Here is a 22,896-nt window from a genome sequence, read left to right as displayed (position 1 = left end):
TCGACCAAATTTACCCGACCCTATCGGGCTAGGGCCGGATCGTCACCTAAAAAACATCGTTTTGACGCTAAATATGGGCAAAATCTTGCCAGTTTCCGCCTTATCTCGGGTCAGCCACCCGATATTGCGGTCACCAGTTGTCTCTGAACCATTTGACGGCGCGTTTGAGCGACCGGGACGGGTAGCGGTCGGCGGGGATGTCGAAATCCCACCACTCGTCCTGTGGGTGCGCCGCAAAGAGCGCGAGGCCCACCGAGCTGGCAAAGCCCGGCCCCGTCGCCGCCTGTGGCAGCCCATGCACGCGCAGCGGACGGCCCAGACGGACCTGCTGGCCAAGGATCTTGCTGGCAAGCCCATCAAGCCCCGGTATCTGGCTGCCTGCGCCAGTAAGTACAATCTGTTGGCTTGGCAGGTGGTCGAAACCGGCAGCATCCAGCCGAACGCGGACTTCTTCTAGGATCTCTTCAACGCGCGGGCGCATAATGCCGATCAATTCAGCCCGGCTGGCGGTACGGCGGTCGTGCTCATAGTCGCCCGTCTCGCCGCCAATCTCGATCATGTCGCGGTCGTCCATGCCCGTCGCATGCACGCCGCCGTAGAAGGTCTTGATCCGCTCGGCATTGGCCATCGGCACTTGCAGACCCATGGAGATGTCCGAGGTAACGTGATCGCCGCCCATACGGACGGTATCGGCATAGATCATGTGTTTCTTGATGAAGATCGACACGCCGGTGGTGCCACCGCCAAAGTCGATACAGGCCGCGCCGAGTTCCTGCTCGTCCTCAACCAGTGCCGAGATACCCGAGGCATAGGAGGAAGACGCAATGCCTGCCAATTCAAGATCGCAGCGTTTGATGCAATGCGCCAGATGCTGCACCGTATCAGCATCGACGGTCAGCATATGCATGTCCACCGACAGGCTGTTGCCCAACTGGCCACGCGGATCGGCCAGACCGCTGCGGTGATCCAGCGCAAAGTTCACCGGTTGTGCGTGCAGCACCTCGCGGCCCTCGCCGTACTCAGGCACATCGCAATCCGCAAGGACGCGCGCCACGTCCTGTTCGGAAACCGACTGCCCTTCAAGTTCGACTTGCGCATCCAAGCCATAGCTGCGCGGCTCCCCGCCCGAGAAACAGGCGATGACGTGATCGACGCGGATACCGGCCATTTTCTGTGCGGCCTGAAGCGCGGTACGGATCGCACGCTCGGTCTCGCCCATGGCGCAAATCTCGCCAAATCGAACCCCACGCGAGCGGGTGGTCGCAGCCCCGATGACCCGGAAGCCCGACTGCCCGGCCAGTGAGCCGATGTCACCGTTCTCTCCGTCATGGGTAATGCCGTCAAAACGCAACACCAGACAGGCAATTTTGGAGCTGCCAACATCCAGAATGGCAACCACCCCACGTTGGATCGCCATTTTGCGCATGTGCCGCATCGAACGCTGACTGTCGTATAGGTCCATCATTTCGTTACTGTCCCGATTCCAATGGCCATCTTACTGGCCGGAAAGCTGCCTGATGTGCCACCATTCGCGGGTGGCATCTTCGTTCATTCTTACGGTCGGTCTTGCCGCCAACCTCATGTCCACACGCGCCACATCCCGCGTAAGGACTTCTTGTGCGCCTTCCAGCGCGATCACCCGTTCCAGCGCTTGCAGCGCGTTTTCTTCGGGCAACATGATCGTCTGATCGCGGTCCAGCACCACATCCCAACGGCGGCCACCAACACGGACCAAGCCGCGCAAACGGTCGCCCAGTACATTGGCTGCGGCGATCAGCTTGAGCGCTTCGGGCACCTCTTTGGCGGCCCCCGCCCCGGCGATCAAGGGCAGATCGGCATGGTCGCGGCGCGCGTTAATCCGTGCCACATGCGCGCCGGTATTGTCCACCAGCGCCAGCCCCGTCTCATCGCGCCAGACGGCCACGGGCACACGCGGCGTGACGTCGATTTGCAACACGCCACCAGGGCGGATGCGGACATTGGCCTGTTTGACCCCGTCGAGATCGGTGATTTTTTCGCGGATTTGCGGCAGATCAAGGTCAAAGGACGAGAGCGGGAACTCCAGCGGCACAGCCGTGCGAATTTCCGTCGACAGCATATCGCTGCCGCCATCGATGGCCATCAGCTTGACCATGAACTCGGGCCGCTCTTGGATGCTTGAGCGCACGTCGGCGATGGCCTGCACCACGGTGCCGCGCCGCTCTTCATCCGCCATATAGATCGTGCCGACCAGCAGGCTTAGCGTGAAGGGCAGCCCCACGCGCAAAGCAAAGCGAAAGCCCGGCGTCAGCATCAGCCGCTGCATGCGCCACGACCACCGCGATGGGGCGGGATCGGCCTTGCCTGTTTCAGGGCGGCGGCGGATCAGCGATCGCATGATGCATCCTCCACCATCCAAGCGCATAGCTCAGGGAATGAAATGCCGCAGGCGACGGCCTGTTCAGGCGAAAGCGAGGTGGCCGTCATGCCGGGCTGGGTGTTGGTCTCAAGCAGGATCAACCCCTCGGCACCCCGCGCCGCGTCCCAGCGGAAATCGGTCCGGCTGACGCCCTTGCAGCCAAGCGCCTCATGGGCGCGGCGGGCATAGTCGAAACACAGGTCGGTAATCTCTTGCGGCAAATCGGCGGGCACCACATGGCGCGAGCCGCCGGGCTTATACTTTGCGTCGTAGTCGTACCAACCGGTGGTGATGATATCCGTTACCCCCAGCGCGCGGTCGCCCATAACGGTGGTGGTCAGCTCGCGCCCCGGCGCGAAGGTTTCAACCATCACCTCGGCAGGCATATCTTCCGAGAGTTGCGGCGGGCCGTTGTTTTCCTCGGCCACCAAATAAACGCCGACCGAGGAGCCTTCGTTATTGGGTTTGACCACATAGGGCGGCGCCATCACATGGCTTGCCATGACATCGGCTTTGGGCGCGATGATGCTTTCCAGCACCGGCAGCCCCGCGTGGCGGAACACATCCTTGGAGCGTTGCTTGTCCATTGCCAGCGCCGAAGCCAGCACACCAGAATGCGTGTAAGGGATATGGAGCCACTCAAGCAGCCCCTGCACACTGCCATCTTCGCCCCAACGACCATGCAGACAATTCAAAACGGCATAGGGCTTGAGGTCGGTCAAAACAGCAGCGAGGTCGCGGTCGGCTTCGACCTCGATCACGTTATATCCGCCATGTTCCCGCAAGGCAGCGGCGCATGCACGCCCACTGGACAAGGACACCTCACGCTCAGCCGAGGGGCCGCCCATTAATACCGCCACTGTCGGGGTCTGTCCGCTCGACTTACCCACCAAAGTGCCTCTTCGCCTCGGGCCGTTTGCGGCCCCTATCATTGTTATCTTTGTTTGCCGTCACTTAGCTGCCAGCCAAAGCCTCAGCCCTGCGACACCGGATCACCCAATTTTTCACCGATGCGCATAATTTCCCATTCTAGCCCTATACCGCTTAAAGCGTAAACCTTTTTTCGCACCTCTTCGCCTAAGGTTTCGAGATCATTGGCGGTGGCGTCTCCGGTGTTGATGAGGAAGTTGGAGTGTTTCGGGCTCATCTGTGCGCCGCCAACGGTGGCCCCGCGCATTCCGGCGTCGTCGATCACCTTCCACGCCTTTAGGTCGTGCACATCATCTGCCTTCCCGGTCGAGGAGAACCCCGCCGGATTACGGAAGGTCGATCCGGCGCTACGGTCCTTAGTGGGTTGGGTCTCATCGCGTTTGGCGAGCTGCTCTTCCATCCGCGCATGCAGCGCCTCGGGCTCCCCCTTGGGCGGTGCAAAAGTCGCGCCGATCAGCACCGCGCCGGGCGACAGATCAGACTGCCGATAGCGGAAATTGAGGTCATCGGCGGTGAGGGTTACCACCTCGCCCGCGCGGGTCACGGCCTGAGCCGAGACGAAATGATCCGCCGTGTAGGTGCCATAACAGCCTGCATTCATGCGCAATGCTCCGCCGATGCTGCCGGGGATGGTGCGTAAAAAAGTGAGGTCCAGCCCCGCGTCAGCTGCTTTGCGCGCCACATGGGCATCCAGCGCTGCCGCCCCTGCGGTCACCCGATCATCCTCAATCTCGATCCCGTTGAAGCCACGGCCCAACCGGATCACCACAGCCCGAAGCCCGCCGTCGCGCACGATCAAATTGCTGCCCACCCCCATCGGGAAAACCGACACCGCTTGCGGCAAACGGCGCATGAAGAGGCACAGATCCTCAATATCGGCAGGTTGGAACAGATAATCCGCAGGGCCGCCAACGCGCAGCCATGTCAGGTCGCTCAGATCGCGGTTCGGGGTCAGCCTGCCGCGCAGGTCGGGGATATTCAGCGTATTCATGGCGCGGGACTTAGCTCATTTCCACGACAGAGCAAACCATCAAGAGCGCGGATCATCAACACGGCTTTCGCGCCAGCGTTTGGTCACGCGGCCCGCCAGCCAGCCCAGCCCAAATCCGCCCACGGCGTAGAGCAGGACCGAGACCTGCGCCAAAAGCGCATGCGGCTCAAACACCCGCGCATTCAGCCCAAACACCATCCAAATGGCGTTGAGTGACAGACCAACGGCCAACACGACAAAGAACCACAGCACACGCGCGCGAAAGCCGGTCCAGATACATGCGATCAGCCAAAGTGCGAAAACAGCCAACAGCGCGACAAGCGTGGGCGTGAGGGTCATTCTGCCGGCCCTTTGACCCGCCCTGCGCCACGGCGCAACCAGCGCGCGAAATAGATCACGGGCCAACGCAGCACCGAACAGCCCCCCGCCAGCACCAACAGGCCCAGCCACGGACCATGCTGCGCGGTGACAAAGCCAACGATTGGAATGCCGGCTGCGATCAGCATATAGGCGCTGCGCCAGTGAAAATCCTTGCTCGGCGTCATGGCCAGAACATTCGCAATCACGAACCAAAAACAGGCGAGGATGAGAGAAAGGCTCATTTCGGCAGCTCCGGCTTCCGGCCCCGCAACCGCGCCCAAAGATAGCGCAGCGGATTACGAAACATTGACAGGAACGCCAAAAGCGCCAGCATCGCCAAGGCCCATGAATAGGTCATTCCGATGGCGATGATCAAAGCCGGGGCTGCGATCAGCAACATCACCCCCGGCAGATACTGGGAACGCAGAGGCAGCATGGCCACGGTCACGGCGGCGAAGACCCAGAGGATCGACAGCCAGACCAACGTCACGCGGCGGCCTCTTTGGCGGCGCGCAGCGCCTCCGGCAGATCGTTGGCCCATGCGCTGATCGTACCAGCCCCAAGGCAGACGACCATATCACCCGGTCGCGCCTCGCGTAGGACCAGTTGGGTTAACGCCTCCGCATCCTCGACCGCATAGGCGTGGCGGTGTCCGTGTTGGATGAGGCCCGCAACCAGACCATCGCGGTCGGCACCGGGGATCGGCTCTTCTCCCGCGGCGTAGACATCGGTGATGCCCACGACATCGGCATCGTTAAAACAGGCGCAGAACTCATCAAAGTGATGGCTCAGACGCGAATAGCGGTGCGGCTGGTGAACTGCGATAACACGCCCCTTGCTGGCCTGCCGCGCAGCTTTAAGCACGGCAGAGATTTCGACCGGGTGGTGGCCATAGTCATCAATGACCGTCACCCCATCAACTTCGCCCACGCGGGTAAAGCGACGGTTAACGCCGCCAAAACTGCCCAAGGCGGCACGGATCTGCTCAAGCTTCATGCCGAGGTGCCGCGCCACGGTCACTGCCGCCAGCGCGTTCGAGACGTTGTGATCGCCCGGCATCGGCAGGGCGCAGTTTTCAATGACCATGTCCTCGGACTGCAGATGCACATCGAAATGCGCCACGCCGTCCTTGTAATGTAGCCCCACCGCGCGGACATCGGCCTGCGCATTAAAGCCATAGGTCATGACGCGGCGGTCTGTCAGCTTGCCCACCAAAGACTGCACCTCGGGGTGATCGGTGCAACAGACGGCCAGACCGTAGAAAGGAATGTTCGACACGAAGTTCAGAAAGCCTTGCCGTAGCGTGTCGAAATCACCCCAATGCTCCATATGCTCGGGGTCGATGTTGGTGACGATCGCAATGGTTGCGGGCAGTCGATTAAAGGTGCCGTCGCTCTCATCGGCCTCAACCACCATCCATTCGCCCTGCCCCATCCGCGCGTTGGACCCATAGGCGTGGATGATGCCGCCGTTTACCACAGTGGGGTCAATGCCCCCCGCAACGAGCAGTTCGGCCACCAGCGTGGTGGTCGTCGTTTTGCCATGGGTGCCCGCCACGGCGATGTTGGATTTCAGGCGCATCAACTCGGCCAACATCTCGGCGCGGCGCACCACCGGCAAGCCACGACGGCGGGCCTCGTCCAACTCAGCATTGCCCGGCTTGATCGCCGAAGAGATCACGATCACCGCCGCCCCTTCGATGTTCTCAGCCGCTTGGCCTTCAAAGATGCGCCCGCCCAACTCAGCCAGCCGCACGGTGATTTTGGTGGTTTTCAGGTCTGACCCCTGCACATTGTAGCCGTGGTTCAACAACACCTCGGCGATGCCGGACATGCCGATGCCGCCGATACCGACGAAGTGGATCGGGCCGACATCGGTCGGCAGCTTGGTGGCGGCGGCGTTCATTGGGGGTATTCCTCTTCTGCGGGGGTCAGCGTGCCGTGGGATGCAAGCTGTTCAACCATATCAGCCAGTGTCTCAGCCGCATCCGGTTTGCCGACCGAAAGCGCGGCCCGCGACATCTGCAACGCCCCTTGGGGCATCTCCAACACCGCGAGGATTTGCTCGGTCATGATTTCGGGGTTCGCCTTACGCTCAGGCACCATGATCGCGGCTCCGGCCTCGACCAAGCCACGGGCATTGGCGGTTTGATGGTCCCCTGCTGCGGCGGCAAAGGGGATCAAGATCGAAGGCCGTCCAATGATTGACAGGTCTGCCACACTCGACGCGCCCGAGCGGCTGATCACCAGCTGCGCTTCGGACATGCGGCGCGGCACGTCGTCAAAGAAGGGGCGCACATCGGCGCTGATGCCAGAGTCGGCATAGTAATCTGCCACCCGCTGACCGTCTTCGTCGCGGGCCTGATGGCTGACGCGGATGTTGCGGATCATGTTCATCGGCAAAGCGGCCAGTGCCGGGGGCACCACGTCACTGAGGATGCGCGCGCCTTGGCTGCCGCCCATCACCAGCACCTCCATTGGATAGTCACCGGGCGGGATATAGGCGGCCCCTGCACGGTCCAAGACACTCGCGCGCACTGGGTTGCCAACATGCCAGCCCTGCACGCCCTCGGGCAGCTTGGTGGGCCAGATGCCGCAGGCCACCGCATGCACACGTTTGGCAAAAATCTCGTTCACGCGGCCCAGAACACCGTTCTGTTCATGAATCATCCGCGGCATCCGCAGCGCCCAAGCGGCGCCAAGGGCCGGGATCGACGGATAGCCACCAAAGCCCACAACGACTGAAGGCCGGTCGCGCAGCATGTTCAGCCCTGCGCGCACCACGCCAGAGGCGATACGAAAGGGCACCAGCGCCTTGGCAGCGACCCCGCCACGGGCAAAGGTGGCGCTGCTGATCTGGGTAATTTCGACCGCTTCTGGAAAGCCCCCCGTATAGCGCGCCCCACGCGCGTCGGTGCTGAGTTTCACCCGCCAACCACGCTGCAACATCACCTCAGCCAGCGCCTGTGCCGGAAACATATGCCCACCGGTCCCCCCGGCGGCGATGATCAGCAGTGGCGCGGCCATCAGCGGCGGCCCCGGCCTAGAATGTCGCTGATCTCACCCTGAGGGCGTGAGCGGGTAAAGGCCAAGAGCATGCCCACGGCGATGCCGCTGGCAATCACTGAAGAGCCGCCGTAGCTGACGAAGGGCAAGGTCATGCCTTTTGCCGGCAAAAGCCGCACTGCCACACCCATGTTAATCATCGCCTGTACTCCGAATGTGCAGGCCAGCCCGGTTCCGGCCAGCCGGATGAAAGGGTCACGCTCGCGCACCAACCGCAGCAGCGAACGGACAACCACAACAGTATATAGAGCAATGATACAGACGACCAGAATAAGGCCATATTCCTCGGCGGCGACAGCAATGATAAAATCGGTATGCGCGTCGGGCAGCGACCATTTCACTTCGCCTTCGCCGACGCCGACGCCAAACAGCCCACCCTCGCGGATGGCATTGGTGGCATAGCCAAGCTGGGTGGTCGGGTCGACATCGACGCTGAGAAAGCCGTCAATACGCCGCGCGAAGTGTTCGGAGTTGGAGTAGGCGAATGTGCCTGCCAGAACCACCAGCCCTGCCATGCCGACCAGCAGCACCATCGGCGCGCCAGCAACGAAATACATCACGCCCCAGCCAAAGAGCACAAGGCAAGCTTGGCCAAAGTCAGGCTGCATCGCCAGCATCAGCACGATGGAGATACACAGCGCAAAGGACCAAGTTTTGCCCGGAGGGCCGTTTATCTCGGTCGCGGCGGCCATCATCCATGCGGCGGCGACCATAAAACCGGGCTTGAGAAACTCGGACGGCTGAAGCGAGGCAAAGCCCAGCGAGTACCAGCGCGTCGCGCCTTTGCCAAAGTCGGTGCCAAAGAAGGGCAGCAGGGCCAGCGCCACGAAGGAAAGGACAAACCCCAGCACTGCTAGACGCCGGACCAGTGTCGGCGACATCATCGAGGTCAATAGCATCGCAATCAACGCCAATCCGCCGAAGAACGCTTGCCGTTGCACATAGTGGAAGGGATCAAAGCCGTTTTTCGACGCCAAAGGCGGCGACGCAGCCAGCCCCAGCAAGATGCCAACGGCAAACAAAATCAACACGCCGGACAACGCCCAACGGTCGACTGTACGCCACCATTTTGGAAGAATCGGTTCACCATCCCGTACCGGGACCGCGCCATAGACCATCTCTGTCATGGGTATCTGCCTTAGCTGCCTCAACGGCCCCTTTGCGGGGTCTCATCCGGGCAGAGTAGCCCGAATTGTTATATGAAGCTAGTGCATTTCACCCGTAGGCGGCGCGTAGAGTCGGCGGGGCCATGCAAGGCCCCGCCATTGGGCGATCAAGCCGCCTTGTGGGTACCGCGCACTGGGTAGCCTTTGTCGCGGATGAACTTGAGGCCGTTCAGCAGACCTTCCAAGTCGGGGCGCGCAAAGGGCGCGTTGGAGATGTCGATGATCTGCAGCTTGCCTTCCTCGTTAATTACAAAGGTCGCAGGCTCGGCGAAGGGCCGGTCGGTTTCCTGCGGGCTACGCGGGTCAGAGATATAAAGGCCCAGGTCTGCCATCTGCGCGAGGCTCAGATCATAGCCGATGGGCAGTGTCAGATTGTCTTCCTCGGCCATGGATTTGGCCTTTTCATCTGGATCGCCCGAGACCGCGATCACATCAACGCCGATCTCGTGAAACTGGCTTTGCAGTTTCTCAAGCTGCGCAAGGTATTTTTTGCAGATCGGGCAGTGTAGGCCACGGTAGACCACCACCAGCTGCCAGTCGCGCCCCTCTTGCGGTTGGCCCAAGGTCAGCGTGCCGCCGCCAAGTTTGGCCACGTCCATCTTCGGGAAATCTTGTTCTGCGGTCAATTTGGTCATTCTCTGCTCCTGTCTGAATTGCGTCTGTTTCCCAGCTATGACGCATTAGTGATCCGACAACCGCTGTCACGTCTTCTTGACCGGGCCTGCGCATTCGGGCAGAGCGCGCCCATGCAAGTCGATACAGCCATTATCGGAGCCGGTGCCGCCGGCATGATGTGCGCCGCCCACGCGGGCGGGCGTGTGTTGATCATCGACCATGCGAAAGCGCCGGGCGAAAAGATCCGCATCTCGGGCGGCGGGCGCTGCAACTTCACCAATATGTATTGCGAGCCGCAGGCATTCCTGAGCCAGAACCCGCATTTCGCCAAATCTGCGCTGGCGCGCTATACCCAGTGGGATTTTATCGAGCTTGTCGATCGCCACGGCATCGCGTGGCATGAAAAAACCTTGGGTCAGCTTTTCTGCGATACCAGCGCGAAGGAGATCATCGCCATGCTGCGCGGGCTGATGCAGCAGGCCGGGGTTGATCTGCAGTTGCAAAGCAGCGCCAGCAATTTTGCCGGTGTCGACGGGCACTTCACCTTCGACCTGCAAATGCCTGATAAGAAAGTGGAAGTCACCGCGCGCAACCTCGTGATTGCCACGGGCGGCAAATCGATCCCCAAGATGGGCGCGACCGGGGTCGCCTATGACATCGCGCGCCAGTTCGGCCTGAAAGTAACGGACACGCGCGCGGGGCTGGTGCCCTTCACCTTTGCCGAAGGCCGCTTTGCGCCGCTGGCCGGGGTGGCCACCCCTGCCCGTATCACAGCCGGGACCACGGGATTTGACGAGGCGCTGTTGTTCACCCACCGGGGTCTCTCTGGCCCTGCGGTTTTGCAGGCATCATCTTACTGGCACGAGGGCGAGGCGATCACGGTGAACCTCGCCCCTGAGGGCACCCTTCTGGGCGCATTGCGCGACCAGCGGCAGCAGTCCGGCCGGCGCAACTTTACCACCATCCTCGCGCAGCACTTGCCGTCGCGGTTGGTTGAGTATTTGGGGCAAGAGTTCGATCTATCGGGCAACCTCGCTGATTGGTCGGACGCACGGCTGACCAACTTCGTCGACGCGCTACAGAATTGGCAATTGCACCCCGGCGGAACCGAAGGCTACCGCACGGCGGAGGTGACCCTTGGCGGCGTGGATACCGATGAGCTTTCATCGAAAACCATGGCAGCTAAAGACGTGCCCGGCCTCTATTTCATCGGCGAAGCCGTGGACGTGACCGGCTGGCTGGGCGGGTATAACTTCCAGTGGGCCTGGTCCTCGGGCATGGCTGCAGCGCGGGCGATTGGCGGATAAGGGCGCGCCCTACTCCGCCAGCGCCTTTTGCACCTGCGCAACGAAATCCTCACCGCGCCGTTCGAAATTATCATATTGATCGAAACTCGCCGCTGCCGGGGCAAGCAGGACAACATCGCCCTCTTCCGCCTCTGCCGCCGCGCGCGCCACGGCTTTTTCCATCGTGCCGCAGACTTCGGCTTCGGTCGTCAACTGCATGGCAAAATGCGCGGCCTCGCGGCCAATGACATAGGCCTTGCGTACTGACCCTTGGGCCTCCGCCAGACCTTTCAGCCCGCCTTCCTTCTCCAACCCACCGCAGATCCAGCGGATATTGCGGAAGGCCGCCAGCGCCTTGGCCGCGCTGTCGACATTGGTGGCCTTGCTGTCGTTGACATAGCGCACGCCATTTGCCTCGGCCACGGTCTGGCTGCGGTGGGGCAAGCCGCCGAAACTGTGAAACGCCGCCTCGATCACGCGCGGGGCAAGGCCAAGGGCACGGCAGGCGGCATAGGCCGCGCAGGCGTTCTGGTGGTTATGTGCACCCGGCAGCCCTTGAATGCTGCGCAGATCGATCGAGCCGACCTGCTTGCCACGGCGGTATTCGCTCAAAAACCCTTTGCGGGCAAAGACCTGCCAGCCGGGGCCGGAGAGTTTGGTCTCCGCACTGATGCGGATCACCCGGTCATCGCTTGGCCCCTCGCTCAACTGGCCCGCCAGAAAGCGGCCCTCGGCCTCATCCACACCGATGACGGCGCGGTCTGGCCCGCCTTCGGCAAACAGCCGGCGCTTCGCGGCATAGTAGCCGCCCATGCCTGCGTGACGGTCCAGATGGTCGGGGCTGAGATTGGTGAACACTGCCACATCGGGCGTTAGCGCGCGGGCAAGTTCGGTCTGATAGCTGCTGAGTTCCAGCACAACGACTTCGCCATCCACGGCCGGATCAAGGTCCAGCACGCCGCGCCCGATGTTGCCCGCCAATTGGCAGGGCCGCCCGACATGTTCCAGAATGTGATGGATCAGCGCCGATGTGGTGGATTTGCCGTTCGAGCCGGTCACGGCCACGACGCGCGGTGCCACGTCGTAGTGATCCCACGCCAGTGTCGCAAAACTTTGAAAAAAGAGGCCAATGTCATTATCAACCGGCACCCCCGCGACGAGGGCCGCCGCAACCACAGGGTTCGGCGCAGGATAGAGGTGTGGAATGCCGGGGCTGACGATCAGCCGGGTGATTTTGTCGAGCGCGCCGGGGCTGTTGAGATCAACACAGGCAAACCCCTCCCCCTCGGCCCGCGCCCGTGCGGCTGGGTCATCGTCCCAACAGCTTACCTTAGCCCCGCCCGCCTGCAACGCGCGTGCCGCGCTCAGGCCAGAGCGGCCCAACCCCAGCACCGCCACGCGTGCGCCTTCCAAGCCCTGTACTGGAATCATCTGTAATCCCCTGCTACCCGTTGGCCCCAGAATGGGGGCATGATGCGCTCATCACAAGCCAGAGGCCGTCCAAGATGTCCAGCCCCGCCAAACCTGACCTTAACGATGTGTTGCCGCGCCTCAATGACATGATGCGCGAAGATGACCATTGGGGCGATGTGGCGGCCTATATTCCGCAATTGGCCACGGTTGATCCGGCGCAGTTCGGCATCGCGGTGGTGACGGCAGACGGCCAATGCCATGTGGCGGGCGACACACAGGTGCCGTTTTCAGTGCAGTCGATCACCAAGGTCTTTACGCTGGCCATCGCCTTGGGCCGCTCAGGCGATCAACTATGGCACCGCGTGGGGCGCGAACCTTCCGGGCGGGCGTTCAACTCCATCGTGCAGTTGGAGCAGGAACAGGGCCGCCCGCGCAATCCGTTCATCAATGCAGGCGCGATTGTTACCACCGACGAGGTTCTGGGCAACCGTGAGCCGCGCGAGGCACTGGCCGAGATCATGCGCTTCGTGCGCGAGGCCGCGGGGACCGACGACATCCATATCAACGACACAGTCGCCGCGTCAGAGACCGATTTCGGCCACCGCAACTTTGCTTTGGCCCATTTCCTAAAATCCTATGGCAACCTCATCAACGCGCCTGAGCGAACGCTTGGCACCTATTTCCACCATTGCGCGATGGAGATGACGGTAGAGCAGCTTGCTATGGCGGGCCGTTTCCTCATCGAAGCGCCCGAGGTGCCGCGCTTGGTCGCGCCCAGTCGCATCCGGCGTTTGAACGCGCTGATGCTGACCTGCGGGCATTACGATGGGTCGGGGGATTTCGCCTACCGGGTCGGCCTGCCGGGAAAATCTGGCGTAGGGGGCGGCATTCTGGCGATCGTCCCGGGCCGCGCCAGCATCGCGGTCTGGTCGCCGGGGTTGAACCGCTATGGCAACAGCCAAAAGGGCACCGAAGCATTGGCCCTTTTGGCGCGTCACATGGATTGGTCGATCTTCTGAATTACTTTGCGACCAAACCGTTCAGCACGTTAATTACAGTAAAAGTACTTGCAAGAGATGCGACAATAACTGCGCCCTCCATGGCATATGTAACTATCGCGTTTCTCTGGGTATCTTTTGCGATCCGATGAATGTGATTAAGTGTTGAAGAAACCGTTCCCAAAAAATGCCAGATACTAAAAAAACCAAGTGCGCTGATACCGCACCAGCCCAATGCATAGGAGGTTGGGTCAATCTCCCAACCATTCGTTGTTGTGTGTGCGTGTGCGGCCAAACCTGTAGTTGCAGCGAGCGCGTTCGACTTCAGAATGGAACCAGCAAAAAAATCGATAACTTCAGTCAGACTAGTTTTGTCAGGAACTTCCAATTTAACGCACCTTGAGCGTGGCCAGCCCCAGCAGGGCGAGGATCAGCGAGATGATCCAGAATCGGATCACGATCTGCGGCTCTGCCCAGCCCTTTTTCTCATAGTGGTGGTGGATCGGCGCCATCAGGAAGACGCGCTTGCCGGTGCGCTTGAAATAGAGCACCTGAATGATGACCGAAAGCGCCTCGACCACAAAGAGCCCGCCGACAATCGCCAACACCAGCTCGTGTTTCGTCGCCACAGCAATGGCACCCAAAGCGCCGCCAAGCGCCAGCGAACCTGTGTCGCCCATGAAGACGGCAGCGGGAGGCGCGTTGTACCACAGAAAGCCCAAGCCACCGCCGAAAATCCCAGCGGTAAAGATCAGGATTTCGCCCGTGCCCGGCACATAGTGCACATCAAGGTAGTCGGTGAAATCGACACGTCCCACGGCATAAGCGATAACGCCAAGCGCCCCGGCCGCGATCATCACTGGCATAATCGCCAGACCATCCAGCCCGTCGGTAAGGTTCACCGCATTAGCCGATCCGACAATCACGATAATCGCGAAAGGCACGAACAGAATACCAAGGTTCACCAGCGTATCTTTGAACACCGGCAACGCCAGTTGGTACTGCAGCTCGGCAGGGTGATATTGCGCGGCCCAGTAGCCCGCGATGCCTGCGATCAGAAAACCCAACAAAAGCCGCACTTTGCCCGGCACCCCGTCAGAATTTTGCTTGCTCACTTTGGCATGATCGTCCGCATAGCCGATGGCCGCGAAACTCATGGTTACGAACAGCACCAACCAGATAAAAGGATTGTCCAGCCGCGCCCAAAGCAAGGTCGATGTCAGCAACGCGCCAACGATCAACAGCCCGCCCATCGTTGGCGTGCCGGCCTTGGCGAAATGCCCTTCGGGGCCATCGTCGCGAATGGGCTGACCTTTGCCCTGCCGTTTGCGCAGCACCTCGATCAGCGGCTTGCCGAACAGGAACCCGAAAACAAGCGCCGTGAAAAACGCCCCGCCCGCGCGGAAGGTGATATAGCGAAACAGGTTAAAGAAATCGCCGCCATCAGACAGCAGCGTCAACCAATAGAGCATATATCGCGTCCTAACTCATCATGTTGGGGTTAATCGCCAATCAGGCGGTCGGGACCGGATGACCCATTTTGCGGATGGCGTCAACAATACTGCCCAGCTTCATCGAAAGCGACCCTTTGATCAGCACGACATCGCCGGAATCGAGACGTGCGCGGAGTCCTTGCAACATCTCTTCGGCGGTCTCGGTCCAGTCGCCGCGCTGGTGTTCGGGCAGATTGTCGTAAAAGGCCTTCATCAGCGGGCCGACGCAATGCACCACGTCCAGCGCGCGGGTGGCCTCCAGATCGGCCAGCCCTGCATGCAGGGCCAACGCCTCGGGGCCGAGTTCTTTCATATCACCGACAAAGGCGATCCGCCGCCCCTTGCTGACACGACCGATATCATGGGTCACTTCCGAGGCCGCCAGCACTTCAAGGGCTGCGGCCATGGAGGTCGGGTTGGCGTTGTAGCTATCGTCGATCAGTTCAAGCGTCAGATGGTTGTCTACCGGGTCGAGCAGGATTTGCTCACGCACGCCGCGCCCTACATAGGGCGACCAGCGGCCCAGCGATTGCACCGCCAGCGCCCGGTCTGCGCCAAGCGCCTCGGCCACCGCCAGCGCGCCAAGTGCGTTCATGGCAAAATGCCGCCCCGGCGTGGCGATTTTGTAAAGCAACGGTGCGCCTGAAACCTCAGCTTGGGCCACGGTCGCCTCGCCCTGCACCTTCACGTCGGTCAGCGTATAGTGGTGGCCCTTGCGCCCGAATGTCGTCTCGCGCAGCCCGCGTTCCAGCGCTTTGTCGAGCACGATATCGCTGTGATCGTGGTCGGCATTGATCACCGCCACACCGCCCGGCTCCATGCCGTCAAAGATGCTGGCCTTTTCCACCGCGATGGCGGCGACATCCTTGAAGGCTTCAAGGTGGACGGCGGCGACATTGGTGACCATCGCCGCATGGGGCTGCGCCTGTTTGGCAAGGGGCGCAATCTCTCCGGGGTGGTTCATGCCGATCTCGATCACCGCATAATCCGTGTCACGCGGCATCCGCGCCAGCGTCAGCGGCACGCCCCAATGGTTGTTGTAGCTGTCGACGCTGGCATGGGCTTTGCCCTGATCGCCAAAGATCGCCAGCAGCATTTCTTTCGTCGAGGTCTTGCCGACGCTGCCCGTCACCGCCGCGACCTTGGCCTGCGGCCCAAGACGCGCACGCCCTGCCCGGCCAAGCGCTTCGAGTGCGGTCTGCACATCCTCTACGATCAAGAGCGGCGCATCTTCGCCCACACCCTCTGGGACATGGGTCACCAGCGCCGCGCCGGCGCCGCTATCAAGCGCTTGCGCCACGAACTCATGCCCGTCCCGCGCCGCTTTCAGCGCAACAAACAGATCGCCCGGCTGCAACGTTCGCGTGTCGATAGAGACGCCGTTGCAGGCCCAATCGCCCTGCACACGGCCACCCGTGGCCTCTGCCGCTTCTGTCGCTGTCCAAAGGCTCATGCCAATCTCCCGTCCAGTGCCGCCACGGCCACGCTGGCCTGTTCCACATCATCAAAGGGCAGCACGTCATCACCCACAGTCTGCCCGGTTTCATGACCCTTGCCCGCAATCAGCAGCGCGTCGCCCGGCTCCAGCGCGTCAACGCCGCGCAGGATCGCTTCGGCACGGTCACCGACCTCCCAAGCGTCGGGTGCGCCGCTCAGCACGGCAGCACGGATGCTGGCCGGGTCTTCGCTGCGCGGGTTGTCGTCGGTGACGATCACCATATCCGCATTCTCCGCCGCGGCCTGCCCCATCAGGGGGCGCTTAACGCGGTCACGGTCCCCGCCCGCACCGACAATCGCCACGAGCCGTCCCATCACATGCGGGCGCATCGCGGAAAGTGCCGTGGCGACGGCATCGGGCGTATGGGCGTAATCGACAAAAACCGCCGCGCCGTTGTCGCGGGTGGCGGCAAGCTGCATTCGGCCCCGAACGGTGGTGAGATGCGGCAGCGTGTCGAAAACCTCTTGCGCATCGGCACCACAGGCGATGACCAGCCCCGCCGCCAGCAGCACGTTATCGCCTTGAAAGCCGCCAATTAGGTTGAGCCGTTTCTGATAGGTCTTGCCGCGCCAAGTGAAGCGCAGGTCTTGCCCCGTCGCGTCAAAACGCTGGCCTTGCAGATGCAGGTCGCCCCCGTCGCGGCCCACGGTAATCACCTCACAGCCGCGCGCCCGGGCGATGGCGGCGATGTCGATACCCTTTTCGTCGTCAATATTGACCACCGCCGTTCCGTCCTCGGGCAGGACGCGGGCAAAAAGCGCGGCCTTGGCGGCAAAATAGGCTTCGAATGTCTCGTGATAGTCCAGATGGTCTTGGGTGAAGTTGGTGAACCCTGCCGCCTTGAGCGTTACCCCGTCCAGCCGCCGCTGGTCGAGGCCGTGGCTCGACGCCTCCATCGCCGCATGGGTAATGCCATTTCGGGCAGCCTCAGCCAAAGTGCGGTGGAGGGTGATCGGCTCGGGCGTGGTATGCGCCAAGGGGGCGGCCCAAGCGCCTTCAACCCCGGTGGTGCCAAGGTTCACGGCAGGCAATCCCATCTCTACCCAAATCTGGCGCACGAAGGTCGAGACCGAGGTTTTGCCGTTGGTGCCCGTGACCGCGATCATCGTCGCGGGCTGGCCGCCGAACCACAGCGCCGCCGTGCGTGCCAGTGCTTCGCGCGGGGAGTCGGAGACCACCAGCGCGGCGTTGGAGCCTGCCAACGCCTCGGCGGCGATCTTGGCACCTTCGGCATCGGTCAGCACCGCTGCTGCGCCCATCCGCAGAGCATATTGAATGAATTCCGCCCCATGCACACGGCTGCCGGGCATGGCCGCGAACAACGTGCCTTCACGCACCTCGCGGCTGTCCACGGCGATCCCGGTGATCATAGGATTGGCCCCCGCCCGCGCGGTCAGCCCGAGAGAGGAAAGGGATACGGCCCGATCGGTCATAGCGATGTCTTTTCAGTTGCTGCTGGTCAGCGTTAGCACAGCGTCGTTCATCGGTTCAACAGCCGGGCGCAGGCCCAGCAGAGGTGCGATGCGGCGGACCATCTCGGCGGCGACGGGCACGGCTGTCCAGCCCGCCGTGCGGCGTGGTTTCGGGCCAGAGGTTTCGACCGGTTCGTCCAGCGTGACGATCAGCACATATTTGGGACTATCGATCGGGAAGATGCTGGCGAATGTGTTGATCACCTTGTCCTCGTAATAGCCCCCGGTCGGCTTGGGTTTGTCCGCCGTGCCGGTCTTGCCCGCGATCTGATAGCCCGGCACCTCGGCAAAGCTTGCCGTGCCGTCGGTCACCACCTTGCGCAGCATATTGCGCGCCTGTGCAGCGGTCTCTTCTGACATGACGCGGGGGCCGAGTTGGGGGGCGGTCTGTTTTAGCAACGTCGGCTTCACAACGCGCCCGCCATTGGCGATGGCCGCATAGCCTGCGGCAAGGTGCATCGGCGTGCTCGACAACCCGTGACCATAGGAGATCGTCACGCTCGACAATTCGGTCCATCGGCTTGGGAGCAGTGGCTTCCCGCCCGAGGCTTCGACGATCTCAAAGGGGGTCGGCTCAAAGAAACCAAGGCTTTTTAGGAACTCCTGCTGCCGCTCAATGCCGATCTCGAGCGCCATCCGGCCTGTGCCCCGGTTGGAGGAGTGTACGATAATATCAGCGACGCTCAGCTTGCCGTAGTTCTTGTTGCGGAATTCACCGATGCGGAACCCGCCGACTTTCATCGGGCCGGAGGTGTCGATGATCGTGTCTGCGTTAAACAGCCCCAACTCAATCGCCTGCGCGGCTGCAAAAATCTTGAAGGTTGAGCCCAGCTCATAGACCCCCTGCACCGAGCGGTTGAACAGCGGGCTGTCAGACGCATCCCCTTGGGTCAGCGGACGGGGGCGGTTGTTGGGGTCAAAGTCGGGCAGCGAGGCGACCGAGATCACTTCGCCGGTATGCACATCCATCAGAATGCTGGTGGCGCCCTTGGCGTTCATCAGCTTCATGCCGCCGTAGAGCACCCGCTCCGATGCTGCCTGCACGGTCAGGTCAAGCGACAGCTCCAGCGGTTTCGCGCCATTGGCCGGATCGCGCAGATAGTCATCGAAATACTTCTCGGCCCCCGCGACGCCGATTACCTCGGCGGCGTGGACGCCTTCCTTGCCGTAACTCGCCCCGCCAAGCACATGCGCCGCAAGCGAACCGTTGGGATAAAGGCGCATATCGCGCGGCGCAAAAAGCAGGCCCGGATCGCCGATGTCATGCACAGCCTGCATCTGCTCAGGGCTGATTTTCTTTTTAATCCACAGGAACTTACGCTTTCCAGTGAAGTCCTTGATCAGACGCTCTTCTTTAAGGTCGGGAAAGATTTTGACCAGCTTTTTCGCCGCCGCTTCGGGGTCGATCATATGGCGCGGCTGCGCGTAAAGCGCGTGGGTCTCAAAATTCGTCGCCAGCAGGTTGCCGTTGCGATCTGTGATGTCGGCGCGCGAGGCCGAGATCACCGCGCCGGGCGCATGGCCGCGAGGCTCGGAAGGCTCAGACATCGCCAAAAGCCCCATGCGGCCGCCAATGACGGTGAAAGCACAAAGGAAACAGACGCCCAGCACCAAAAGCCGCCCCTCGGCACGCATCCGGGCCTTGTCGCGCATCTGCTCATGGCGGATGCGCTTGTTCTCGCGCTCAATCGCATCGGGGTTTTCACCCTTTTCGCGGGCGTCGAGGATACGGGCCAGAGGGCGCAGCGGGGTGCGGATCATTCAAAGTCCTCCTCGGACTCATCCGCGCCGGTGAGCGCGTCGTAATTCATGGTCGAGACATCTACGGGATCGGTGATCGGCAGCATCGGCGCGGGTGGGTAGGTCACTTGATCGACCTGACCGAATTGGCCGGGGTGCAGTGGCAAAAGGCCAAGACGGTCAAAGTTCAGATCGGCCAGATCGCGCAGCCGGTCGGGGCGGTTCTGAAATGCCCATTCGGCGCGCAACACGGCAAGCCGGGCATGGGCGGCGCGGATATTGGCGTGCAAGCGGTCGGCGTCACTCAGTGCCTGTTGGGTCGCGTAATTCTCGCGGTACGCCCAGAAGGCCAGCCCGACCACGGCAATGGTGGTGAGGATATACATCACCGTGCGCATCTCTCAGATCCCCCTGACCATCGGCATGCCGATGGATTTCGCATCAATCTCACCACTGGGCGCATCGGTGCGCGTGGCGACCCGCAGTTTGGCCGAACGGCTGCGCGGGTTTTCATCCAGTTCCTGCGCGTCAGGCCCGATAGCCTTGCGCGATTTCAGTGTAAACTGCGGCGCTTCTTGCTCCAGCGCAGGGGCGAAACGGTTGGCGTTGCCCCCAGCCCCGGCCCGCGCGGTGAGGAAGCGTTTGACCATGCGGTCCTCGACCGAGTGGAATGTCACAACCGCGAGTTTTCCGCCCGGCTTCAGCGCGCGCTCAGCGGCCATAAGCCCCTGAAACAACTCGCCGTATTCATTGTTCACCGCGATGCGCAGCGCTTGAAAGCTGCGCGTGGCCGGGTGGCTTTGGCCGGGTTTCGAGCGCGGCAGACAGCCTTCGACCAGCTTGGCCAATTCTAATGTGGTGGTAATCGGCGCGACTTCTCGTGCGCGGACTATCGATTTGGCGATCCGGCGGGAGGCGCGCTCTTCACCATATTGAAAGAGAATGTTGGCGATGATCTCTTCTTCGGCTTCATTCACTAGGTCTGCCGCCGAGGGGCCGTCTTGGCTCATCCGCATGTCGAGCGGGCCGTCCTTCATAAAGGAAAACCCGCGCTCGGCCTGATCAAGCTGCATCGATGAAACGCCGAGATCGAGCACAACGCCATCAAGGTCTTGGGCGTATTCATCCATGCGCGAGAAGACGCCCTGCTGCATGGTGATGCGGTCGCCGAAGTCGCCTGCCCATTCCGCCGCCATCTCAAACGCCAGCGGGTCACGATCCACCGCGATCACACGCGCGGCCCCGGCCTCCAGAAATCCGCGGGTATAACCGCCAGCACCAAAGGTACCATCAAGCCAAACACCTTCGACAGGCGCCACAGCAGTCAGAATGGGGCGCAGCAGAACAGGGGTGTGGGGGGCGGAAGGGGCAGAAGCAGCAGCCATTCCGTCAGACCTCCATATCGCCATCCAGGAACGAGAGCGGATCAACATCATCCGGCAGTTCTTGCTGCCAGGATTCTTCCTCGGTCTCGTAGGTTTCGGGCTTCCAGATTTGGAAGGTGTCACCGGCGGCGATGAAGAACGCCTCGCCGTTGAGATCAATCTTGTTACGAAGCTTGGCGGGCAGCACCAGGCGGCCTGTCTCATCTACCGTGGTCGGGAAAGACTGGCCGTGGAACAGACGCTGAAGCGCCTTACGCTGCATGGAACCACGCGGCATGCGGTCGATCTTGGCGTCGACCTCTTCAATGGCTTCCATTGTATAGCATTCAAGGTAGTCGCGGCGCTGGTCGCCATAGACGATGACCAGCTCAGGGTTGTCGCCGCTTTTCCAGTTCGGATCGCCAGCTTCCAACACACGCCGAAAAGAGGCTGGGATAGACACCCGCCCCTTCGTATCGACCTTGTGTTGGCTCTCGCCTCTGAACCTGCGGCTCACGTGTTGTCCCTGCCTCTTGCGCGTTTGCGCTTAATTCGTTGTCCGCCCTGATCCGAAAATCGCTGCCTGGAAATGGAAACGGCGGGTTGATCTGCTGCCACTGATCAACCCGCCGCCCACGTCCCGCAGCTTGGCGGGGAAGTCCGACTGCGCGCGCCACCTGGGGGGATGTCTGCTCGCTCACGCGCCGGATCTCTTTGGTCTGATGAAAGCGAGGTGCCTGTATGAAACCTGCTAGGTTTTGTTTTATTTTGGGGTCGTTTGCTGCCCCGTGTCCCGTTCTCATCCGATGAACTAGGGATGCCATGGGAATTGATGGGCGTCTACATTTTTTTTGAATCTCAGCGCAATATTTTGTTTTGCACAGGCTGTGGGAACAACATCTGGTATAACTTCTTGAGCGGAAATTAGCTCAATTAGGGACACTTCAACGATAAAACACAATATATTGTTTCGATCAAGGAACCTGCATATTGTCCCACGTATTCCCACTAAAATTTGCACACATAGTTATCCACAGGGCGTGTTCGTTGCCTGTTCTGCAAATTAGCGCATGACGGCCGAACTATTGCAACGCAAGACGCCGAAATACGCGCCATTCCCGTGACTCCGAATCGGCGGACGCACCCAGCGGGCCATGACAGACCCATCATTTCCCAAACTTCCCATGGTTTCCCGCGACTTTTCCCACGCCCTCCCGTCTGCCCATGCTTTCCCAGCCAATCGCCCCGGACAGCCCAGCCGCATCTTGTCCTTTCACCGCACCCACGCCATGTAGTGCCCCGAAACGAGGGAGTGCATCATGATCCAAGCCACAGCTCTATTTACCCACGCGCTGAACATGCTTTTCCACGCGCCCGCGATGACTCTGCGTGTGATCCTGCCAGCGCTGCTTTGGGTGATGGGTGCAGCGGCCGTGGCAGGCGTGCTGGCCAAAGATGCGCTTGGCGCGATGAACCAAAGGCTACAGAACGCTGCCCCGCCGCCCACAGATCAATTGCTAATCCTGATCGCCTGCGGTCTTGCTGGCATCCTTGGCTACGCGCTGATGGCCGTGCTCTGGCACCGCCACGTGCTGCTTGACCGTGATGGCACCGGGGCCGAGGTGCGCCCGGGTGCGCGGCTGTTCTGGGCCTATGTCTGGCGCGCTCTCGTATTGGGATTTGCACAGCTGCTTGCCGCAGCCCCGGTTGGTCTGGCGATGCTGCTGCTGAGCGGGCTTACCGGATCGAGCCCTGCAGCATTGCTGCTGATCGGGTTGGCCGCGGGGGTGGCATTCTTATGGGTGGCGCTGCGGCTTAGCCTTGTGCTGCCCGCAGCGGCCATGGGTCATGTCATGGCCGTCCGCGACAGCTGGCGCGCGACGGAACCGCTCGCCGGTACGCTATGGGCGCTGGCGGTGTTGCTGGCTGTGGTGAATACGCTATTGGGCGTCATCTCGGGCATATTGCCGCCTGTCGACCCCGGCCTGCGCCTGATGCTCGATTCAGCACTCTATCTTATAGAGGGGCTTGTCTTCGTCTCGATGCTAACGACGCTCTATGGTCATCTGATCGAAGGGCGCGAGCTGGGCTAAGCCGCCCGCGCCCC

23 protein-coding genes are annotated in these 22,896 nt (G+C 61.5%); 3 read left to right on the top strand and 20 right to left on the bottom strand.

The features are described 5' to 3' along the window. Positions 1-130: 130 nt before the first annotated feature. The 11 genes from ftsA to DSM14862_RS05440 form a co-directional block, all read right to left on the bottom strand. Positions 131-1,465: a cell division protein FtsA gene (gene ftsA / locus DSM14862_RS05490; protein ID WP_040700995.1), complete on the bottom strand. Its 1,335-nt coding sequence runs from the start codon at positions 1,463-1,465 to the stop codon at positions 131-133. A 30-nt stretch (positions 1,466-1,495) separates the two neighbouring features. Further along, entirely contained in the window at positions 1,496-2,377 is an 882-nt protein-coding gene (locus tag DSM14862_RS05485; RefSeq protein WP_007119431.1) for a cell division protein FtsQ/DivIB, read from the bottom strand. Next, the gene (locus tag DSM14862_RS05480) at positions 2,365-3,288 is read right to left on the bottom strand and encodes a D-alanine--D-alanine ligase (RefSeq protein WP_083804559.1); all 924 of its coding nucleotides are present in this window, start codon (positions 3,286-3,288) and stop codon (positions 2,365-2,367) included. The genes DSM14862_RS05485 and DSM14862_RS05480 overlap by 13 nt, the downstream gene beginning before the upstream one ends. 83 nt (positions 3,289-3,371) lie before the next feature. Next, positions 3,372-4,319 (bottom strand): UDP-N-acetylmuramate dehydrogenase, encoded by a 948-nt coding sequence (murB, locus tag DSM14862_RS05475; RefSeq protein ID WP_007119429.1) that lies wholly within the window; start codon positions 4,317-4,319, stop codon positions 3,372-3,374. Between the two features lie 39 nt (positions 4,320-4,358). Next, positions 4,359-4,658, bottom strand: a complete 300-nt coding sequence (locus DSM14862_RS05470) for a hypothetical protein (RefSeq protein ID WP_007119428.1) — start codon at positions 4,656-4,658, stop codon at positions 4,359-4,361. Beyond that, positions 4,655-4,921, bottom strand: coding sequence for a DUF2484 family protein (locus DSM14862_RS05465; protein WP_007119427.1), 267 nt, complete (start codon positions 4,919-4,921; stop codon positions 4,655-4,657). The genes DSM14862_RS05470 and DSM14862_RS05465 overlap by 4 nt, the downstream gene beginning before the upstream one ends. Further along, positions 4,918-5,169 (bottom strand): DUF2484 family protein, encoded by a 252-nt coding sequence (locus tag DSM14862_RS05460; RefSeq protein WP_007119426.1) that lies wholly within the window; start codon positions 5,167-5,169, stop codon positions 4,918-4,920. The genes DSM14862_RS05465 and DSM14862_RS05460 overlap by 4 nt, the downstream gene beginning before the upstream one ends. Continuing rightward, positions 5,166-6,584, bottom strand: coding sequence for a UDP-N-acetylmuramate--L-alanine ligase (gene murC / locus DSM14862_RS05455; RefSeq protein WP_007119425.1), 1,419 nt, complete (start codon positions 6,582-6,584; stop codon positions 5,166-5,168). Before murC ends, DSM14862_RS05460 begins: the two co-directional genes overlap by 4 nt. Further along, positions 6,581-7,705, bottom strand: a complete 1,125-nt coding sequence (locus DSM14862_RS05450) for a UDP-N-acetylglucosamine--N-acetylmuramyl-(pentapeptide) pyrophosphoryl-undecaprenol N-acetylglucosamine transferase (protein ID WP_007119424.1) — start codon at positions 7,703-7,705, stop codon at positions 6,581-6,583. Before DSM14862_RS05450 ends, murC begins: the two co-directional genes overlap by 4 nt. Beyond that, a complete protein-coding gene (gene ftsW / locus DSM14862_RS05445; RefSeq protein ID WP_007119423.1) occupies positions 7,705-8,871 on the bottom strand; it encodes a putative lipid II flippase FtsW in 1,167 nt (388 codons plus the stop codon). The genes DSM14862_RS05450 and ftsW overlap by 1 nt, the downstream gene beginning before the upstream one ends. A 146-nt stretch (positions 8,872-9,017) precedes the next feature. After that, positions 9,018-9,545 (bottom strand): peroxiredoxin-like family protein, encoded by a 528-nt coding sequence (locus tag DSM14862_RS05440; RefSeq protein WP_007119422.1) that lies wholly within the window; start codon positions 9,543-9,545, stop codon positions 9,018-9,020. A gap of 111 nt (positions 9,546-9,656) precedes the next feature. Between DSM14862_RS05440 and DSM14862_RS05435 the strand changes: the two genes are divergently transcribed. Next, positions 9,657-10,832, top strand: coding sequence for a BaiN/RdsA family NAD(P)/FAD-dependent oxidoreductase (locus DSM14862_RS05435; RefSeq protein WP_007119421.1), 1,176 nt, complete (start codon positions 9,657-9,659; stop codon positions 10,830-10,832). 9 nt (positions 10,833-10,841) lie between these two features. Here the strand turns inward: DSM14862_RS05435 and murD are convergent, their stop codons facing one another. Beyond that, complete coding sequence (gene murD / locus DSM14862_RS05430) at positions 10,842-12,242, bottom strand: UDP-N-acetylmuramoyl-L-alanine--D-glutamate ligase (RefSeq protein WP_007119420.1); 1,401 nt, start codon at positions 12,240-12,242, stop codon at positions 10,842-10,844. A gap of 74 nt (positions 12,243-12,316) precedes the next feature. Between murD and DSM14862_RS05425 the strand changes: the two genes are divergently transcribed. Next, the gene (locus tag DSM14862_RS05425) at positions 12,317-13,243 is read left to right on the top strand and encodes a glutaminase (RefSeq protein WP_007119419.1); all 927 of its coding nucleotides are present in this window, start codon (positions 12,317-12,319) and stop codon (positions 13,241-13,243) included. A gap of 1 nt (position 13,244) precedes the next feature. Here the strand turns inward: DSM14862_RS05425 and DSM14862_RS05420 are convergent, their stop codons facing one another. Genes DSM14862_RS05420 through mraZ form a run of 8 tightly spaced genes read right to left on the bottom strand, consistent with a single transcriptional unit; the run spans position 13,245 to position 21,306 of the window. After that, positions 13,245-13,610, bottom strand: a complete 366-nt coding sequence (locus DSM14862_RS05420) for a hypothetical protein (protein WP_131541674.1) — start codon at positions 13,608-13,610, stop codon at positions 13,245-13,247. Position 13,611: 1 nt separating this feature from the next. Further along, positions 13,612-14,694: a phospho-N-acetylmuramoyl-pentapeptide-transferase gene (mraY, locus tag DSM14862_RS05415; protein ID WP_007119418.1), complete on the bottom strand. Its 1,083-nt coding sequence runs from the start codon at positions 14,692-14,694 to the stop codon at positions 13,612-13,614. Between the two features lie 40 nt (positions 14,695-14,734). Next, positions 14,735-16,168 (bottom strand): UDP-N-acetylmuramoyl-tripeptide--D-alanyl-D-alanine ligase, encoded by a 1,434-nt coding sequence (locus DSM14862_RS05410; RefSeq protein ID WP_007119417.1) that lies wholly within the window; start codon positions 16,166-16,168, stop codon positions 14,735-14,737. Then, positions 16,165-17,646, bottom strand: a complete 1,482-nt coding sequence (locus tag DSM14862_RS05405; protein ID WP_007119416.1) for a UDP-N-acetylmuramoyl-L-alanyl-D-glutamate--2,6-diaminopimelate ligase — start codon at positions 17,644-17,646, stop codon at positions 16,165-16,167. Before DSM14862_RS05405 ends, DSM14862_RS05410 begins: the two co-directional genes overlap by 4 nt. A gap of 12 nt (positions 17,647-17,658) precedes the next feature. Next, on the bottom strand, positions 17,659-19,446 hold the full coding sequence (locus DSM14862_RS05400) for a peptidoglycan D,D-transpeptidase FtsI family protein (RefSeq protein WP_007119415.1): 1,788 nt from the start codon (positions 19,444-19,446) through the stop codon (positions 17,659-17,661). Then, complete coding sequence (gene ftsL, locus DSM14862_RS05395; protein WP_007119414.1) at positions 19,443-19,823, bottom strand: cell division protein FtsL; 381 nt, start codon at positions 19,821-19,823, stop codon at positions 19,443-19,445. Before ftsL ends, DSM14862_RS05400 begins: the two co-directional genes overlap by 4 nt. Positions 19,824-19,826: 3 nt before the next feature. Continuing rightward, complete coding sequence (rsmH, locus tag DSM14862_RS05390; protein ID WP_007119413.1) at positions 19,827-20,810, bottom strand: 16S rRNA (cytosine(1402)-N(4))-methyltransferase RsmH; 984 nt, start codon at positions 20,808-20,810, stop codon at positions 19,827-19,829. Positions 20,811-20,814: 4 nt separating this feature from the next. Next, a complete protein-coding gene (gene mraZ, locus DSM14862_RS05385; RefSeq protein ID WP_083804556.1) occupies positions 20,815-21,306 on the bottom strand; it encodes a division/cell wall cluster transcriptional repressor MraZ in 492 nt (163 codons plus the stop codon). Between the two features lie 802 nt (positions 21,307-22,108). On the opposite strand from mraZ, the gene DSM14862_RS05380 reads away from it, so the two are divergent. Continuing rightward, the gene (locus DSM14862_RS05380; protein ID WP_007119411.1) at positions 22,109-22,882 is read left to right on the top strand and encodes a hypothetical protein; all 774 of its coding nucleotides are present in this window, start codon (positions 22,109-22,111) and stop codon (positions 22,880-22,882) included. The last annotated feature ends 14 nt before the right edge of the window (positions 22,883-22,896 follow it).

The sequence above is a fragment of the Sulfitobacter indolifex genome (assembly GCF_022788655.1).
In the GTDB taxonomy this organism is placed as follows: Bacteria; Pseudomonadota; Alphaproteobacteria; order Rhodobacterales; family Rhodobacteraceae; genus Sulfitobacter; species Sulfitobacter indolifex.
The sequence above is the reverse complement of the archived record's forward strand: the minus strand, read 5'-3'. Positions and strand labels throughout refer to the sequence as shown.

What these genes read in the sequence shown, in the direction of transcription:
- ftsA (WP_040700995.1), bottom strand. Translation starts at nt 1,465, where the DNA reads ATGATGGACCTATACGACAGTCAGCGTTCGATGCGGCACATGCGCAAA.
- DSM14862_RS05485 (WP_007119431.1), bottom strand. Translation starts at nt 2,377, where the DNA reads ATGCGATCGCTGATCCGCCGCCGCCCTGAAACAGGCAAGGCCGATCCC.
- murB (WP_007119429.1), bottom strand. Translation starts at nt 4,319, where the DNA reads ATGAATACGCTGAATATCCCCGACCTGCGCGGCAGGCTGACCCCGAAC.
- DSM14862_RS05470 (WP_007119428.1), bottom strand. Translation starts at nt 4,658, where the DNA reads ATGACCCTCACGCCCACGCTTGTCGCGCTGTTGGCTGTTTTCGCACTT.
- DSM14862_RS05465 (WP_007119427.1), bottom strand. Translation starts at nt 4,921, where the DNA reads ATGAGCCTTTCTCTCATCCTCGCCTGTTTTTGGTTCGTGATTGCGAAT.
- murC (WP_007119425.1), bottom strand. Translation starts at nt 6,584, where the DNA reads ATGAACGCCGCCGCCACCAAGCTGCCGACCGATGTCGGCCCGATCCAC.
- DSM14862_RS05450 (WP_007119424.1), bottom strand. Translation starts at nt 7,705, where the DNA reads ATGGCCGCGCCACTGCTGATCATCGCCGCCGGGGGGACCGGTGGGCAT.
- ftsW (WP_007119423.1), bottom strand. Translation starts at nt 8,871, where the DNA reads ATGACAGAGATGGTCTATGGCGCGGTCCCGGTACGGGATGGTGAACCG.
- DSM14862_RS05440 (WP_007119422.1), bottom strand. Translation starts at nt 9,545, where the DNA reads ATGACCAAATTGACCGCAGAACAAGATTTCCCGAAGATGGACGTGGCC.
- DSM14862_RS05435 (WP_007119421.1), top strand. Translation starts at nt 9,657, where the DNA reads ATGCAAGTCGATACAGCCATTATCGGAGCCGGTGCCGCCGGCATGATG.
- murD (WP_007119420.1), bottom strand. Translation starts at nt 12,242, where the DNA reads ATGATTCCAGTACAGGGCTTGGAAGGCGCACGCGTGGCGGTGCTGGGG.
- DSM14862_RS05425 (WP_007119419.1), top strand. Translation starts at nt 12,317, where the DNA reads ATGTCCAGCCCCGCCAAACCTGACCTTAACGATGTGTTGCCGCGCCTC.
- mraY (WP_007119418.1), bottom strand. Translation starts at nt 14,694, where the DNA reads ATGCTCTATTGGTTGACGCTGCTGTCTGATGGCGGCGATTTCTTTAAC.
- DSM14862_RS05410 (WP_007119417.1), bottom strand. Translation starts at nt 16,168, where the DNA reads ATGAGCCTTTGGACAGCGACAGAAGCGGCAGAGGCCACGGGTGGCCGT.
- DSM14862_RS05405 (WP_007119416.1), bottom strand. Translation starts at nt 17,646, where the DNA reads ATGACCGATCGGGCCGTATCCCTTTCCTCTCTCGGGCTGACCGCGCGG.
- DSM14862_RS05400 (WP_007119415.1), bottom strand. Translation starts at nt 19,446, where the DNA reads ATGATCCGCACCCCGCTGCGCCCTCTGGCCCGTATCCTCGACGCCCGC.
- ftsL (WP_007119414.1), bottom strand. Translation starts at nt 19,823, where the DNA reads ATGCGCACGGTGATGTATATCCTCACCACCATTGCCGTGGTCGGGCTG.
- rsmH (WP_007119413.1), bottom strand. Translation starts at nt 20,810, where the DNA reads ATGGCTGCTGCTTCTGCCCCTTCCGCCCCCCACACCCCTGTTCTGCTG.
- DSM14862_RS05380 (WP_007119411.1), top strand. Translation starts at nt 22,109, where the DNA reads ATGATCCAAGCCACAGCTCTATTTACCCACGCGCTGAACATGCTTTTC.